Raw genomic sequence first — 16,424 nt, forward strand, 5'->3', positions numbered from 1 at the left:
CATTTGCACACCGGGTTAATATTCCAATATCCTGCTGTTACTGATTTTGAAATCACACCCAGCATACCGATTTTATTGTCAGGAAGCCTATTTCCATCTTTATCTAATATGACAGCATCAACCCAAGAAAAGGACTTTCCAATACAACGATCGTATCTTTCTGTTGTCGGTTGATGAATATTTCTGAACATGGCAAATGCGAATTCTGATGAACCAAGATTGTCGATGAAAAAAGATCCCTGTATTTTTTTGCCATCAACGAAATGGTGACCATAAGAAATCAGTTTCCGTATATGTGATTCGTGGTTGGCATCACCTGTCGAAATCCAATGGGAAATAGAACTGAGATCCCAGCTATCGAGATTCTCTCTGCATATATCAACAAATATTTTGGGAAAAGCAGCAACGGTATCAGGTTTGATTTTTTCAATGGTATCTAAAATATGAACAGCCGTTTTCCTTGATTGAATATGTATTACCGCACCTCGCATCAACGTCAGCATTATCAGTGTCATTGAGGCACCGTGAGAGTGAGGAAATGTGGATAATATTTGTTTTCCTCGTTGCTTACCGACTTCTTGCAAGACGCCATAAAACATCGATTCGTGGGTAAAGATGACCGGTTTAGGAAAACCAGTTGTACCAGAGGTATGTCCCAGTAAGATAATATCTTTTTGATGGTGTTGATAATAGTCTGTAATAGGTTTCTTAAGTGTATTAAGAATTTTAAGAGTAATAAATTTAAAATCAGTAGATTTATTATTTAGCTCACTAATTCGTTGTTCATCTGAAACAATAAATCTCGCTCCACTATTACTCATAAACTGAAATGCAATATTACTACTGAGTTCCCCATTTACAAAAATGGGAAATGCACCTATGTTGTTCAATGCAATAAAGTTAATTAAATAATCTATAGTATCATCAAGATATAATGCGACAGGCTCACGTTTTTGGACACCTAATGCAATATAGGCCCCTGATAATTGATTTGATATATTAACAAGATCATTAATTTCAAATTGTGACATTTCTTTTGTATTATAGTATGTTGGTACATCACACGTTATCTTTATTCCACTTTTTCCTGTTTTCAGAAAATAATTATTTAAGTGATATATGAAATTACCAGCCCCGATGTTTTTTTCACTGATAATATTTTTTATATCTTCTATTGGAATCATTGGCAGATATCTCCTTGAACATTATCTCCTAAAGTTACCTGTTTATTTTCAAGGTAATTTTAGGAGTGGCAGGCATTAAAAATTATATTTCATTCTTAAATTTTTTCATGATTTCATTATTTCTGGAATTCTTCTTAGCATTTGTATTTTTCCATTTTTCAGCAATTGAGATAAATTTTTAAGTATATCCATACCGAAATCAGAGAGAATGGACTCAAGATGTAATAAGGTATATTAAAACTGTATCATTATAGATTATTTGTAAGCTTTGATCATGATATACTTTATATTCTCTAATAGTATTTCCACTAAATGCATGAGTTATTTTCTGGTGTCCAAGGCAAATGCCTAGAATGGGAATTTTTCCGGTAAAATATTGAGTTACATATATTAACATTCCTGCTTCTTTCACAGTACAAGGGCCGAATGAAATAATCAACCCAGTTAAGTTATGCTCTTCTATATAGGTATTAAATTATACTCCTCTTTGCTATATTCAAGAAATTCACTAAGTGTTATCATAATTTATTTTCCCTTGAAAATAAGAGATTTTAGTATTGTTAATTTCTTGTTGAGCTATATTTACAAGTAATTTTCTATCAATTTTACCATTACTATTAAGTGGAAAGTGCTTGATATTTAAATAAGCATAGGGATGCTTATAACTTTCTACTTGTTGGATTATGTAGTTAGCTATTTTTTTACTGACTATTTCAAATTCATCGAAAGAAACGCTCAAACATAAAACGGGTCTGTATTCGCAGGTATTATCTAACCAAGGAACGATAAACACATCTCCTGCTTCTGGAAACGCAATGTTCACAAGCTTCTCTATTTCAACGGGCACAAGCCAGCGACCAAATACCTTAAATTTATCATCGTCTCTACCATGATAATAAAGATACCCTTCTTCATCCTGAGAAAACAAGTCTCCTGTGCGATACCAGCCTCCAGAAAATTTGGCTCTCGTATTTTGAAAATCATTCCAATACCCAGAGGAAAGGGATTTAGAACTCAGCATAAGAACACCCGTTTCCCCAACTGGCATGATTTTTCCATTTTGATCTGCAATTGTTCCAGAATACCCTGTAATAAGTTTTCCAATACTCCCTGAACGAGGGGGATAACCATAAGTTGTTGCAAAAGCATGGCATGTTTCAGTTGATCCAAATGCATCATGTATTACAATATTAAATTTATCTAACCAGGCTTTTTTTAAAGAAAAAGATAACATAGAGCCTGAAGAAATAATCAAACGGAGATGAGTGTTTTTTTTGAATTCATCATCTTCGAGTAACAAACGAAATATAACTGGGCCAGAAAAAAGAACCGTTGGTTTAAACTGTTTGATGTTATCTGCCACTCTTATCATTGAAGGCCAATCACTATCTATGATTGCAGTAGCACCAGAATATAAGGGAAAAAATAGGGTATTCCCCATACCATAACCAAAAAATGTTTTTGATGTTGAATAGATAATGTCATTTTGGGTTATCTTTAACTGATTTCTGGAAAAATTTTCACAAGAGGCCAGGATTGATGAGGCACTGTGAATAACCCCTTTAGGTTTTCCTGTTGAGCCAGAAGTATATTGTATGAAAGCTGGTTCAAACTCAGTTTTTTCCAAAAAATTATTCCATGTACTATCGGAGTCTTTAGGCATCCAATCAGAAAACGCCGAAAGATCATCTGTTCTTTTGATACGGATTAGATTTATTTTTTCTTTCGGTTTAATCGGCATTTTATTATCTTCATCAATGAAAACAAGTGAGTTATTAAATTCATTGAGAATGTAATAAAAATTATGTATGGGTGATTTTGGATTAATAATGACAGGTAATAGACCAATTGCTAAACAAGAGAAGAATAAAATGACTAATTCTCGACTATCGTTAAGGCATAAAATAACTACTGTATTCTTTTCTATCTTTTTTAATTGTAGAGCTGAGGCACTTTTTTTGACAAAGAATGCAAGTTTAGAGTAGCTTATTGAGCCATCAGGTCCGATAAAACATGGCTTATCAAGAAACTCATTTTCTAAAACAAATCGTTTTGCTAAATTTATTGATTTTGTTTTATTGTCAATTATTCCCCTGTCAAAGACGTTATCTTTCAAAATCTTTTCTAAAGACATAATAATTACCTTTCTATGAGTTATTCTAATTCTTCCCGTAATGCAATATTGCCTATGTTTTGTAATAGTGGTGCATTCTCACAAGCAATATACAGACATTTTTCTTCATATATATTTATATGTTTATGTTCAGCCCAGGGTGGAATATAAATGGCATCTCCTGCTGACCATTCAATATTATTATCTCCAATCTTAGACATTCCTTTTCCTTCTATGATATAAATAATGGTCTTATAATTATGTCTATGTAAATTAGTAGATTGATTAGGGTCAAGGTGACCTAATGTCATACTGATTGTTTTAGCTGGCAAATTAACTATATTTACTTTATGTTTTCTTTCTTTTGAAAATTTTTCCTCACTATAACTATTACTATTTGTGACATTTTTATGAATTAATTTTCCTGATTCTGGAATATAAGAGAGCAACTTATTATTGACCCGCCAAAAATCATAAGAATTAAATGAAGTGTGCTTTTCTTGATTGTTTAAATTAATATTTTCTCCTTTCTTATTAATGCTATTCCAGATATCATCTAGAATTTTGATACGATTTTTTACCATTTGACTGCCAATATGAATGGCTTTGAGACGTAATGATTCATCTTGGCCAATTAACCTAGTCATTATGCTGAGCATTTTAATTGCATGAGTTTCATCTTCTTCAATATGAAGACTGAAGAATTCTGTTGCATCATTATCGTAGTTTAATGTGAGTAAAAAATCTAATACGGGCTTATAAATTAAGGGAACAATAGCTTCAGCACCAAGGCACATTGCTGATAAACCTTCTAAAGGATCGTCAGCAAGACAATAAGTAAGCATAGAATCAACCATAGCAGTTGTGTTTTCAAAAGGTTTTTGGCTATTTATATCAGCTCCGACAGTTGCTAATGTCCTGTGAAAAAGTTCTGCATGGGTGATTTTTTTATTATCCTCTAATCCCATTTCTTCCAATAAATTCTCAAGAAGATCTTGTATATCTTCCAATAAAGGTAATTTACTTATCAGTGCGATCAGATAACGTGTAAAATAGCGGGAATAGTAATAGTGTTGAATTAAAAACGTTTTCAGCATTTCTTCACTGGCAGTGCCATGACTAAACGCCTGGAGTACAGGGTGCCTTGTCAGATTCTGCAACTCTTTCGAGTCCAACCAGTCAATCCATATATCATTTATATTTTCTTGAGGTAGACTTGAATTCTTTTTTTCTATTTTTAAGCTCATTTTTACCCTCTTTTTTATATTAATAATAGAGTTATTATTGTATTAACCAGATGTCTTTATACCAATACTTAAATCACAAGAATTAAAACAAAGTTAATTAATACCAAAGAGATAAATAAATCATTATAACTAAAATCAATAAAACATTCCCTATTTTGATATAGCCTTAATATTTAGATAACAAAAACCAAGAATAAAATTATATGATTTTTTATTGTTATTATTTTGGTGAGTTAAATTTTATTTAATTAAGTAAGTTAATCAGACTTTTAAACATTAATAGCGAGATGTGATATTAATGCCATATTTAATTCATCATCGTTAATAAAATGATATTTATTCTTATTATGCATGTTATTTGACTGCTGATATGTCGCTTAAAAACTATGACATAAATAATATGATAAGAATTACACTTACTGTTAGGGGCTGCTGACGTTTATTATTCATTATTTGCTCAATCCACATTGGCAACCAAGTTTTTTCAAAAGCTTCTTGTGGGTTTTCTGACTTCGTCTTCCGAAAGTATGTGCAATGATACGCTTTTATACCTAAAGAACAACGCGTTGAATGTGTGATCGAATATATCCAATGGAACGGGTATGGCCTGCTATATTATGGCAGGCCAACTCTGGTTTATCCTCCACTTGGGAAAATCAAAGTCTGTCCCGGCGCTTCACGGTTCAAATGAATAAAATTCAGATGTTTTTCATAGTGATCAAGAATGTCGCTGATTATCTGTTCTTTTGTATAGCCCATTAAATCATTACCCTGTGTGCCTTCCATCAGAAAGGTTTCCAATCGGAAGTAATAAGACTTACCCAGCCTCGCACGATAGGTAAATCCGGGTACGGAATAACGCTGCGGCCAGATTTGGTAAATAAAATTCTGTTCTTCCCCCAAATCAACAATCAGTTCAAGCGGGCTAAGACGCTTGTCCTCCTCCGAAGGCAGAGTACTAAACTGCACTTTCGCACCGCGTAATTCCAACTCTTTTGCAACTTCCTGCATCGCAGGACGACACACCATATCTAACATACGTTGGGTACTTTTTGTTCCCGGAAAATGCATCATACGGCTCAGACGCTGCTTCCAGTTCAAAGAACCATTGTCGTGCACCAATGTTGGAGATGTATTCTGCAATGCACTGGCCTTACGAAAATCTTCCACCCGCAACGATTTATACAACCCCGCCATAATAAAAAAGATCACAAAGCTAAATGGTAAGCCCATAATTACCGTGGTGTTTTGTAAAGCAGAGATACCATCTGTCATCAATATGCCCAATGTCAGCACACCAATCGCCACAGACCAGAATATTCGCAGCCAGTTTGGTGCATCATTATTAATATCACTGAGGTTAGATGTGAAATTACCTAAAACTAATGCTCCCGAATCAGCCGATGTAACATAAAATAACAGCCCGGTGATCGTGGCAACAGAAGCACTAAAAGTGAAAGCCGGATAAAGGGCCAGCAGGTCATAAAAACCTCGCTCTGGATGATTCAATACTGTTTCAGCTAATTGCTGATTGCCGTGAAGAATTTCATATAACGCACTGTTACCAAAAATGGATAACCAAAGCAGTGTAAAAACAAATGGAATAACCAGAGTTCCCGTTACAAACTGGCGAATTGTTCGACCACGGGAAATACGTGCAAGGAATAATCCAACAAACGGTGACCAGGCAACCCACCATGCCCAGAAAAACAGTGTCCAGTTATTCATCCATTCGGTCGGGCGTTCAAATGCAAAACTATTGAGTGTCATGCTCATAAAACGGCTGATGTAATCACCAACATTCTGCACCAGTCCATTAAACAAAAATTCTGTATCCCCCACAAATAAGATAAATAGAATCAGCCCCAATGCCAGTAACACATTCATTTCGGATAAAAATCGAATACCTTTGTTCACACCAGAGGTGACAGATACCGTTGCCACGATCACCGAAAGCAGTATTAATCCTCCCTGAACACCCAAACCCTGTGGCAGCCCGAAAAGCACTTTTAAACCGTAATTTAGCTGTACTACACCGATGCCCAATGTAGTTGCGATACCGAAAATCGTCCCTATTACCGCAGCAATATCCACGGTATGACCGATAGGCCCTTTGATACGATTTCCAAAAATAGGATAGAGCGCTGAACGGATAGTTAATGGCAAGTTGTAACGATAACTAAAATATCCCAATGCAATCCCCATCAGAGCATACATAGACCAGCCCGTCAGGCCATAGTGGAACAATGTCCACACCATCGCCTGACGAGCTGCTTCAATCGTTTCCCCTTCCCCCGTAGGTGGACGCATATATTGTGTAACCGGTTCAACTACTGAGAAAAACATCAAATCAATACCTATCCCGGCAGCAAACAGCATTGCCGCCCAACTGAGCAAACTGAATTCGGGTTTCGATTGTTCCGGCCCTAGCTTGATAGAACCAAAACGGGAAGCGGCAACAAATATGACAAAGACAATATAAAGCGTTGCAGCCAGCAGATAGTACCAGCCAAATGTTTTAGATACCCAATTCAGCGTACTTTTTATCCAGATACTCGTTGCATCCGTAAAGAAAAACGTGAAAAGAGAAAAGACAATAATTAATACTGCTGAGATAAAAAAAACGACAGAGTTCAGTGTATCCTTCTGACTATTTTTTGGACTGTCTTGTGTATTCATAGGCAGTTCCTGAATTTAATGAAAAGAAAAAACAAAAAAGAATAACGCCAATAACAACATGAATAATAAGTATAAATTCAAATCACTCTCAATAACCCCAACCCCTGGTTGTGAAAATATTGTAATAAAACATATTTAATTTTGATTGAACATTCAATTAAAAAAAAGTTTAATAGCGGCCGAATCATTGATTTTCTGAGTGTAAGGTCATGCCCAAAATTGGAATACAGTCAATAAGAAAACAACAACTCATTGATGCAACATTAGCGGTCATCAATGAAGTTGGAATGCAGGAAGCAAGTATTGCGCTGATAGCCAGAAAAGCTGGGGTTTCTAACGGTATTATCAGTCACTATTTCAAGGATAAGAACAGATTACTTGAAGCGGCTATGCGGCATCTATTGCATCAACTCAAAATGGCTGTAGCACGACGGTTACGGCTACTCGACAATGCCACCCCAGCTCAAAGGCTAACAGTCATCGTTGAAGGAAATTTTGACGCCAGCCAAATCAATAGTGCAGCCATGAAAACCTGGCTGGCTTTTTGGGCCAGCAGCATGCACCAACCCAATTTATACCGATTACAACAAGTGAATGAACGTCGCTTGTATTCCAATATCTGTGTTGAATTCAGAAGGGTTCTGCCCAAAAGAGAAGCGCAACTGGCAGCACAAGGGCTGGCAGCTCTGATTGACGGTATTTGGCTGAGACGTGCCTTAAGCAGCAAACCTTTTGATATAGAAAGTGCCTTCACTATCACCATCGATTATATCGAGCAGAAACTCAGATAACTGGTGTACCCTGAGTTCTGACCTAAGGAGACTCTATGACCCGTTTTGGTTTACAGAAGCTTTATATCCACGGTGCTTATGTTGATAGCACCAACCCTGACAGAAACACTTTTGATGCAATCAATCCAGCCAATGGTGAAGTCATTGCTCAATTACAGTCTGCAACTGAACAAGATGTTGAGTTGGCTGTGGAAAGTGCTCAAAAAGGACAGAAAATCTGGGCAGCAATGGCTGCGGTAGAGCGTTCACGGATCTTACTTAAGGCAGCAGATATTCTCCGCGAGCGCAATGATGAATTATCTGAACTGGAAACACTGGATACCGGCAAACCGCTCTCTGAGACTCAGGTAATTGATATCCTTACCGGTGCCGATGTTCTGGAATATTATGCCGGTCTGATCTCTGCGGTTGAAGGTCAGCAAATTCCATTGCGTGAATCCTCTTTCATCTACACGCGCCGTGAACCACTAGGTATCGTAGCGGGTATTGGCGCATGGAACTATCCAATCCAAATTGCATTGTGGAAATCAGCCCCTGCGCTGGCAGCCGGTAATGCCATGATCTTCAAACCCAGTGAAGTAACTTCCCTCACCGCCCTGAAACTCGCTGAAATTTACACTGAAGCAGGTTTACCTGACGGAGTATTTAATGTCCTGACAGGCATGGGATATGAAGTGGGCCACTATCTGGCTGTCCATCCGAAAATCGCCAAAATATCTTTTACCGGCGGTATTGTCACCGGCAAGAAAGTAATGGCTAACGCATCCGGCTCAACATTGAAAGAAGTCACAATGGAGCTAGGTGGTAAATCTCCGTTGATCATTTTCGATGATGCCAATCTGGATCGGGCTGCTGATATTGCCATGATGGCAAATTATTTCAGTTCAGGTCAGGTCTGTACCAACGGCACACGTGTTTTTATCCCGAAAGCGCTGGCTTCTGATTTTGAAAATAAAATTCTTGAACGTATCAAACGGATCCGCATTGGCTCACCGCTTGATCCGAATACCAATTTTGGACCATTGGTCAGCTTCCCACATATGGAATCTGTCTTGCGCTACATAGAAAGCGGCAAAAATTCCGGTGCCCGTCTGCTATATGGCGGCAAACGCTTAATGGACGGTGATCTGGCGAAAGGGGCATTTGTTGCACCAACCGTATTTACCGACTGTACCGATGACATGCTGATTACTCAGGAAGAAATTTTCGGCCCGGTAATGTGTATTCTGACCTACGAAACAGAAGATGAAGTCATCGCTCGTGCTAATAACACAGATTATGGCCTTGCCGCAGGAGTAGTGACGAAAGATTTATCCCGTGCTCACCGTGTTATCCACCAATTAGAAGCCGGGATTTGTTGGATCAATACATGGGGAGAATCACCCGCAGTTATGCCAGTGGGTGGCTACAAACATTCTGGTGTCGGGCGCGAAAATGGACTGGTTACTCTACAACACTATACACAAATTAAATCAATACAGGTTGAACTAGGAAATTTCGAATCCCTATTTTAACCCACGACTGAAACAGAGGAGATAACAATGGTATTTGACTACATTATTATCGGTGCTGGTTCAGCGGGTAATGTGCTTGCAACTCGTTTGACGGAAGATCCGAATGTTACTGTCCTGTTGCTAGAAGCAGGTGGGCCAGATTACCGATTCGACTTTCGTACTCAAATGCCAGCAGCGCTGGCATACCCCTTGCAGGGAACCCGTTATAACTGGGCGTATGAAACCGATCCTGAACCCTACATGAATAACCGTCGCATGGAATGTGGACGGGGTAAGGGGTTAGGGGGATCTTCATTGATCAATGGCATGTGCTATATCCGTGGTAATGCAATGGACTTTGATAATTGGGCAAAACAACCTGGCCTGGAAGACTGGACTTATCTCGATTGTCTGCCTTATTTCCGCAAAGCAGAATCACGGGATATTGGTCCGAATGATTATCATGGTGGCGATGGCCCTGTCAGCGTTACCACCCCCAAAGCAGGCAATAATGCGCTTTTTCATGCGATGGTAGAAGCCGGCATTCAGGCTGGCTATCCAAGTACTGACGACTTGAATGGCTACCAGCAAGAAGGTTTTGGTCCAATGGATCGCACTGTCACGCCCAGAGGGCGTCGCTCCAGCACTGCACGCGGGTATCTGGATCAAGCCAAATCGAGATCTAACCTGACTATTATTACTCATGCATTAACAGACACCATCAAATTTGAGGGTAAAACTGCCGTTGGTGTTGATTTCTACCAAAGCAATAGTTCAACACTGACACAGGCCAAAGCACGCAAAGAAGTTTTGCTCTGTGCCGGAGCCATCGCTTCCCCGCAGATTTTGCAGCGTTCAGGCATTGGCCCTGAAGATGTATTGCATGAATTGGGTATTCCTGCGATACATATTTTGCCTGGTGTAGGACAAAATCTTCAGGATCATCTTGAAATGTACCTGCAATATGAGTGCCTCGAACCTGTTTCTCTCTATCCTTCTTTGAAATGGTATAACCAACCGATGATTGGGGCTGAATGGTTATTTAAAGGTACTGGTATTGGTGCCAGCAATCATTTTGAAGCCGGCGGTTTTATACGTACTAGTAAAAAATTTGCCTGGCCCAATATTCAGTATCACTTCTTACCTGTTGCCATTAACTACAATGGCAGTAATGCAGTCAATAAACATGGCTTTCAGGCTCACGTTGGTTCGATGCGTTCTCCAAGCCGGGGACGTGTGAAAATCAAGTCACGTGACCCACGCCAACATCCAAGTATTTTGTTCAACTATATGTCTACAGAACAGGACTGGCAGGAATTCCGCGATGCTATTCGCATTACACGAGAAATCATGGTACAACCCGCACTTGCGCCTTATTGTGGCCGGGAGATAAGCCCCGGAGCTGATATCCAGACAGATGAGCAGTTAGATGCCTTTATTCGTGAACGTGCCGAAACAGCTTTTCATCCATCCTGTAGTTGTAAGATGGGATTTGATGAAATGGCGGTTGTTGATGGTCAAGGACGAGTGCATGGTGTTGAAAACCTGCGTGTCATTGATGCGTCTATTATGCCGGAAATTATTACCGGCAATTTGAATGCCACCACCATCATGATGGCAGAGAAAATCGGCGATAAAATCCGGGGACATACCCCTTTGCCCCGTAGTCAGGCAAAATATTATGTCGCCAATGGTGCTCCGGTACGTAAATCGCCGGTCAACACATCATCAAAAATTTCCTGAAAAAAGGGTGATCATGTTCAGATCACCCTTCCTATATGAATAAATTATCAGAGTGGTAAATTCTGACACATTGAATTAACCTTCCTCTTTTTTACTATTATCACCTTTAAGACTATTGATTAAATCATCCGTTTTTTTATTAGTATCCGATTTTATTTCTTTCGTCTTCGACTTTATTTCATCTGTAAACTGATTAATTTTATCCGTAGCCTGTTGTTGTACCTCTCCCGCTTTGGCTGCCACCTTATCCGCTGCGTCATTTAGAGATTTTGTCACATCATCCTTTACATCAGCCGTCTTAGAAGACGGCGTTTGACTTACCGCACCATGAGTGGAATGGTTGATGTTACCCTGTGTTTCCCTGGATTTATCTACCGACTCACGTTCTCCACCCGTAGCATTGTCTTTCATGCTTTGTGGTTTTTCTTTTTCATTGTCCGTCACTTCTGAGTTTTTCTGCTCAGTATCCGTTTTCATTTGAGACGCACTATCTTCAGTTTGATGGGTTGAATTCTCCGCTTTTTTGGAAGCATCATCACAACCTGCAATAAATGCCACAATTCCTACCAAGAACAGCGTACTAAGAATCTTCTTCATTGATTAACCCCTTGCACTTACGGAAATGACCTTGCGAATGAGTGTCCTGGTTTTTATACCACAACATCCCATAAGCACTTTGCAGCAAACGATATCTATAAAAACTATGCCTATAAAAACTATACCTATAAAAGCAATGCCTATAAAAAAACTGTGCTGATAAAAAACATACCGTTAAAAAACACACATATAAAAATAATTCTCATTTTCATCTACCCGATTTACTTTCCTGGGTGACTTATAACAATGAAATATTTCACACAGATACTTTTCGGGAAATTTATGGCAAATAATAGTCAAAATTTAGAAAAACACCCAATCGCAACTTTTATCCGAAAAATTTTAAGCGGAACATTCTCTGGCACTCTGGTGCTAGGCACTGTATTTTCCGGCTCAGTTTCGGCTACTGAAAATCCTTCAGAACAAAAGTCAGAAAAGAAAAATGAGGTGATGCAACTCTCTACGCTTTCTGTTGTAGGGAGTACACATAACAGCACCAGTGCGGGTAGTTCTGCACTGAATAAGGAAGATATTGACCGTACTCAGGCGGATAATATTGCTGAGCTGCTTGGACAACTTCCCGGTGTTTCGATGTCTGGTTCACCACGTCCCGGCGGACAAACATTAAATATCTGGGGGATGGGTGACCAAGAAGATGTCAAAGTGACACTGGATGATGCCCCAAAAGGGTTTGAGAAATATCGCCAGGGTTCCATCTTTATCGAACCTGAATTAATCAAACGGATCGATGTAGATAAAGGGCCACATAATATATTGAATGGCAACGGTGGGTTTGGTGGCTCGGTTAAAGTTGTGACCAAAGACGCCAGCGATTTATTGCGCCCTGATGAGGATTGGGGTGGTTTTATTAAACAAAGCTACCATACCAATGACAGGCAGTGGATCAACAGTGCTGCATTATATGGCAGAGATCCCAATGGCTACGCTGATGGATTACTGTATTTCAGTAAACGCGATGGTCATAATATCCAGCGCCCTGATGGCACACGCTTTGAGTTTTCACAAAACAATCAAACATCCTATTTATTGAAAACCAATTTCTACCCCAGTGATGCGCATACAATAAGTTTATCTGCAATGCGCTCTGAATCGGATGGCTGGCAGCCGTGGGCGGCTAAACGGGATAAGATGGTCGTTCCATCAGCCGTTGATGTAGAGAGATACGGTTGGGATAGTGCCTGGAAAAGAAAACTAATTTTCCGTGATCAAATCGATCAAAACTATTCCGCCAAATGGAATATCGCCCCCGAAGATAATCCATGGATTAATTTGACACTGACTTACGCTTATTCCAAAACCAAACAAGACGATAGTCGCCCAGAAAACGCTGCTTCTTTTTTCAGTGGCTCAATGGGGAACAAAAGTTGGACGGATTACACCGACAATATGGCTGAGATCAACAATAATAGTGTGTTCTCAACAGGTGTAATCGAGCATGAATTAATAGCTGGAATCCGTTGGCATAAGAATCAGCGCAACGTTTTAATGTTCGATAAAAGTAAAAGTAAAAATATACAAAACAATGCTAAGTATAATTACGGCTATTATCAGCCTTACTATATGCCATCGGGCACCCAGCATACCTACAGTCTCTATATGCAGGATTCTCTGAAACTGGGTAACGTTACAATTACACCAGGAGTGCGCTATGACCATGTAAAAAATACGGGTGAAGAAAATAAGGCCCCCCGTTTTAACAACAAATCCCCCAAAGCCAATCATGACTACAGCAGTGTAACTTATACTGGCTGGACACCTCATTTGGGCTTAATGTGGAAAACTACTCCGAATCTCTCACTATTTGCAGACATCAGCCATACATGGAGAGCACCACTGGTAGATGAACAATATGAGGTTCAGTCAGAAGGAACCAACGTTCCGGGTTCCAGCCGTAATCTAAGTACTGAAAAAATGACAGGAATACGATTTGGTGCCATTTTTGATTACGATAATCTGATGCTTGAGAATGACAGTCTACAAATCCGTACTACGCTATTCCATAATCGGGGAAAAGATGAAATTCTCAAAAGACGTGGAATTTATTGTGAGCAACACCACAAAAGTGGTTTCTCTAACACATGTGGAAAACCATTATCGAATTACCGCAATCTACCCGGCTACACCATACAAGGGTTGGAAATAGAAACTTTCTACGATAGCGCCATTCTGTTTGGTAAGTTATCTTACTCCACGATGCGTGGACAACGTGATACTTCTCCGCGTGACCCATGGATAGGACATAAAACCTGGTGGGATCAAATACCGCCAACATCATTGCACACCACGTTCGGCTTTAAAATCCCGCTCTTGCAAATGACAATGGGCTGGAAAGGTGACTTTATCCGTAAACAAGATCGTTCACCTGTAGATGACGACCCAGAAGCTGGATATTGGTCATTACCAAAAACCAAAGGCTATGCCCTGCACGGCCTGTTTGCAAGCTGGCGCCCGTCTCTTATGAAAGGCTTTGAAGCACGGATCACTGTAGATAACCTGTTCAACCGTGATTACTATCCATACTTAGGAGAAGCTGCTTCTGGTATTGGCCGTAATTACAAATTCAGTATTTCACAGCAATTCTAACTAACACTTAACCATTCAACTGATAATCCTCTTAATTTTTAAGGGGATTATCACTGCAATGCCCATTGACTTCCACCAATTAAATAAAAATAATAATCATTATTGTTTTCATTTTCATTATAATCCATCAGGCAATATCACATGGCTGTGCAAAAAAGCACATTCGGGCACAATGAAATAGCCCAACAACTCTACTGCGAACACCACAATTGGTTATATAACTGGATCAAACAAAACTGTGTTTATCCACACCATGCAGAAGATCTTGCCCATGACATTTTCATCAAATTGATACAATATCCAGATCTGGCTGATATCCGTTATCCTAGAGCCTTTTTAATTACCATTGCCCGCAGGACCATCGCTAATTACTACCGCCGGAAAAAACTCGAAGACAATTATCTGGAGTCTGTCAGTACAGTACCGAACAATACTTCATGCCCATCAGAATATCAGCTTGCACTGTTAGAACAATTAGAGAGGATAGATAAGATCCTTGATGAACTGCCGAAAAAAGTCAGACAAGCGTTCCTGCTAACACGGCTACAAGGAATGCACTATAAAGATGTGGCAGCAAATCTGGATGTTTCAATAAGCTCAGTGAAAAGCTACTTGCAGCAAGCTCACAGGAAGTGTCATCCTTTTAATACCCTCCTTTAACCGTAACCGTCCGCCAAACCCCATCTAGCCAAACATGGTCACTTCACTACAAATTGGGCTTTGTAAAAATTGCTTTTGATATTGGTAAGCCAACTTTTCTACAATCAATATCATATGCTGCTTTGACATTGATATCTTTGATTGAAATACCTAAATCATTAATTATTGGATCACTATCTAAATGATAATTAATCCCTTGATAAAGAGACGAACAGCAATTCCCAATACCAGCAATAGCAACATTAATCATATTAAACATCCTTTTTTCAGTGTTTTTTAAAATTATTAATTCATTTAATTTAAATATATTCTCTTCTTTTATAAGCCAATCCGTCATTTCATCATTATATTTTTCAGAAATATATCTCTTATTTTCTAAGTTTGTCTTATAATTTATTTCATCGTTTTCTGGATGAGATAAGTGCACTCCCTCTATCCCTTCAAACAAATGAAATTGAGAATTAGCTTTGTGAAGCCGGAAACCAAGATCAATATCTTCACCACCCCATGATGTAAATTGTTCATCAAAACACCCCACCTTTTCAAAAAGTTCTTTTTCTACACTGAATATTGTTCCCCATAAAAACGCTAGAACCATCATCTACAACTATTACTTCGAAATCACTAAAGTCCGCACTTTGCTTATTTAATAAGGCTAACAAAGACATTAGGCTTTCTTTTTTGTTATAAGAAGGGATAATTATACTCAGAGTCATAAGTTACTTACTCCTTGATTTTACTATTTATTTAAAAAAAAGAGGCTTTAAAATTATGCTTATCTGATAGAGTGTAGTTTTCTTGTAAAGATAAACAATTATTTAATCTATTAAGGAACTCTTCAATTACTTCATTAACATTGCAATAAGAACCAAATTTTTCAATATATGAATTCATTGAGATTATAAACCATTCAATATCATTTTTATATTTTTCTTTCAAAAAGGTTTCAGGATAATGCTCAGTATCTCCTTTAAACCTATATTTAATCTGTTCAGTTTCAAAGTCAAAGCCACCGGGCATCGAAAATATCGCAGCATTGCGTAAACGTGGTACAACCTTAGCGGCTGTCTCCCGTAAATCAGTTCTTCTACACTGGCAAATCCTCTTAGCAAACCGTGACCTAAGGGTGAATGGATTATTGCCAACTATCTCCCTCAAAAATCTGGCCCAGTCGCTATTTTAATCAGCGCGGTCAGCTTATTGAGCGTAAGGTTCGTAAAATGCCTACTCAGCAATATATTAATATATAATAGTATCTACGTAGGGCTATTAATAACCCCACTAATTTAATTTTTCTACCCCTCAGTAGATAT

General features: G+C 38.7%; 13 protein-coding genes and 1 pseudogene. 6 read left to right on the top strand and 8 right to left on the bottom strand.

The window, feature by feature from the left end; all coding sequences use genetic code 11:
• The 5 genes from ABLA85_RS12320 to ABLA85_RS12340 form a co-directional block, all read right to left on the bottom strand.
• On the bottom strand, positions 1-1,184 hold a 1,184-nt coding region (locus ABLA85_RS12320; protein ID WP_367964513.1), incomplete at its 3' end, for an AMP-binding protein.
• Positions 1,185-1,398: 214 nt separating this feature from the next.
• Positions 1,399-1,647, bottom strand: coding sequence for a gamma-glutamyl-gamma-aminobutyrate hydrolase family protein (locus ABLA85_RS12325; RefSeq protein ID WP_367964649.1), 249 nt, complete (start codon positions 1,645-1,647; stop codon positions 1,399-1,401).
• Between the two features lie 45 nt (positions 1,648-1,692).
• A complete protein-coding gene (locus ABLA85_RS12330; RefSeq protein ID WP_367964515.1) occupies positions 1,693-3,318 on the bottom strand; it encodes an AMP-binding protein in 1,626 nt (541 codons plus the stop codon).
• 20 nt (positions 3,319-3,338) lie between these two features.
• Entirely contained in the window at positions 3,339-4,544 is a 1,206-nt protein-coding gene (locus ABLA85_RS12335) for an iron-containing redox enzyme family protein (RefSeq protein ID WP_367964517.1), read from the bottom strand.
• A gap of 636 nt (positions 4,545-5,180) precedes the next feature.
• Positions 5,181-7,223 carry a choline transporter gene (locus tag ABLA85_RS12340; protein ID WP_367964519.1) on the bottom strand — a complete coding sequence of 681 codons (2,043 nt, stop codon included), beginning with the start codon at positions 7,221-7,223 and terminating at the stop codon, positions 5,181-5,183.
• A 209-nt stretch (positions 7,224-7,432) separates the two neighbouring features.
• Between ABLA85_RS12340 and betI the strand changes: the two genes are divergently transcribed.
• The 3 genes from betI to betA are packed head-to-tail and all read left to right on the top strand — an operon-like array spanning position 7,433 to position 11,250.
• A complete protein-coding gene (betI, locus tag ABLA85_RS12345; protein ID WP_367964521.1) occupies positions 7,433-8,014 on the top strand; it encodes a transcriptional regulator BetI in 582 nt (193 codons plus the stop codon).
• Between the two features lie 35 nt (positions 8,015-8,049).
• Positions 8,050-9,528: a betaine-aldehyde dehydrogenase gene (gene betB / locus ABLA85_RS12350; protein WP_367964523.1), complete on the top strand. Its 1,479-nt coding sequence runs from the start codon at positions 8,050-8,052 to the stop codon at positions 9,526-9,528.
• Positions 9,529-9,555: 27 nt separating this feature from the next.
• Complete coding sequence (betA, locus tag ABLA85_RS12355; protein WP_367964525.1) at positions 9,556-11,250, top strand: choline dehydrogenase; 1,695 nt, start codon at positions 9,556-9,558, stop codon at positions 11,248-11,250.
• 75 nt (positions 11,251-11,325) lie between these two features.
• On the opposite strand, the gene ABLA85_RS12360 is transcribed toward betA, so the two are convergent.
• The gene (locus ABLA85_RS12360; protein WP_367964527.1) at positions 11,326-11,847 is read right to left on the bottom strand and encodes a YtxH domain-containing protein; all 522 of its coding nucleotides are present in this window, start codon (positions 11,845-11,847) and stop codon (positions 11,326-11,328) included.
• Positions 11,848-12,129: 282 nt separating this feature from the next.
• Between ABLA85_RS12360 and ABLA85_RS12365 the strand changes: the two genes are divergently transcribed.
• Together ABLA85_RS12365 and ABLA85_RS12370 are read left to right on the top strand one after the other, a co-directional pair.
• Complete coding sequence (locus tag ABLA85_RS12365) at positions 12,130-14,451, top strand: TonB-dependent hemoglobin/transferrin/lactoferrin family receptor (RefSeq protein ID WP_367964529.1); 2,322 nt, start codon at positions 12,130-12,132, stop codon at positions 14,449-14,451.
• A gap of 141 nt (positions 14,452-14,592) precedes the next feature.
• Positions 14,593-15,111, top strand: coding sequence for a sigma-70 family RNA polymerase sigma factor (locus tag ABLA85_RS12370; protein WP_367964531.1), 519 nt, complete (start codon positions 14,593-14,595; stop codon positions 15,109-15,111).
• A 46-nt stretch (positions 15,112-15,157) separates the two neighbouring features.
• On the opposite strand, the gene ABLA85_RS12375 is transcribed toward ABLA85_RS12370, so the two are convergent.
• Positions 15,158-15,712 carry a galactosyltransferase-related protein gene (locus ABLA85_RS12375; protein WP_367964532.1) on the bottom strand — a complete coding sequence of 185 codons (555 nt, stop codon included), beginning with the start codon at positions 15,710-15,712 and terminating at the stop codon, positions 15,158-15,160.
• Positions 15,654-15,827: a glycosyltransferase gene (locus ABLA85_RS12380; protein WP_367964534.1), complete on the bottom strand. Its 174-nt coding sequence runs from the start codon at positions 15,825-15,827 to the stop codon at positions 15,654-15,656. The genes ABLA85_RS12375 and ABLA85_RS12380 overlap by 59 nt, the downstream gene beginning before the upstream one ends.
• Positions 15,828-16,096: 269 nt before the next feature.
• On the opposite strand from ABLA85_RS12380, the pseudogene ABLA85_RS12385 reads away from it, so the two are divergent.
• A pseudogene (locus tag ABLA85_RS12385) lies at positions 16,097-16,361 on the top strand (helix-turn-helix domain-containing protein).
• Positions 16,362-16,424 lie beyond the last annotated feature (63 nt).

Origin of the sequence: Xenorhabdus sp. SGI246, assembly GCF_040838225.1 — a bacterium.
GTDB lineage: Bacteria > Pseudomonadota > Gammaproteobacteria > Enterobacterales > Enterobacteriaceae > Xenorhabdus > Xenorhabdus indica.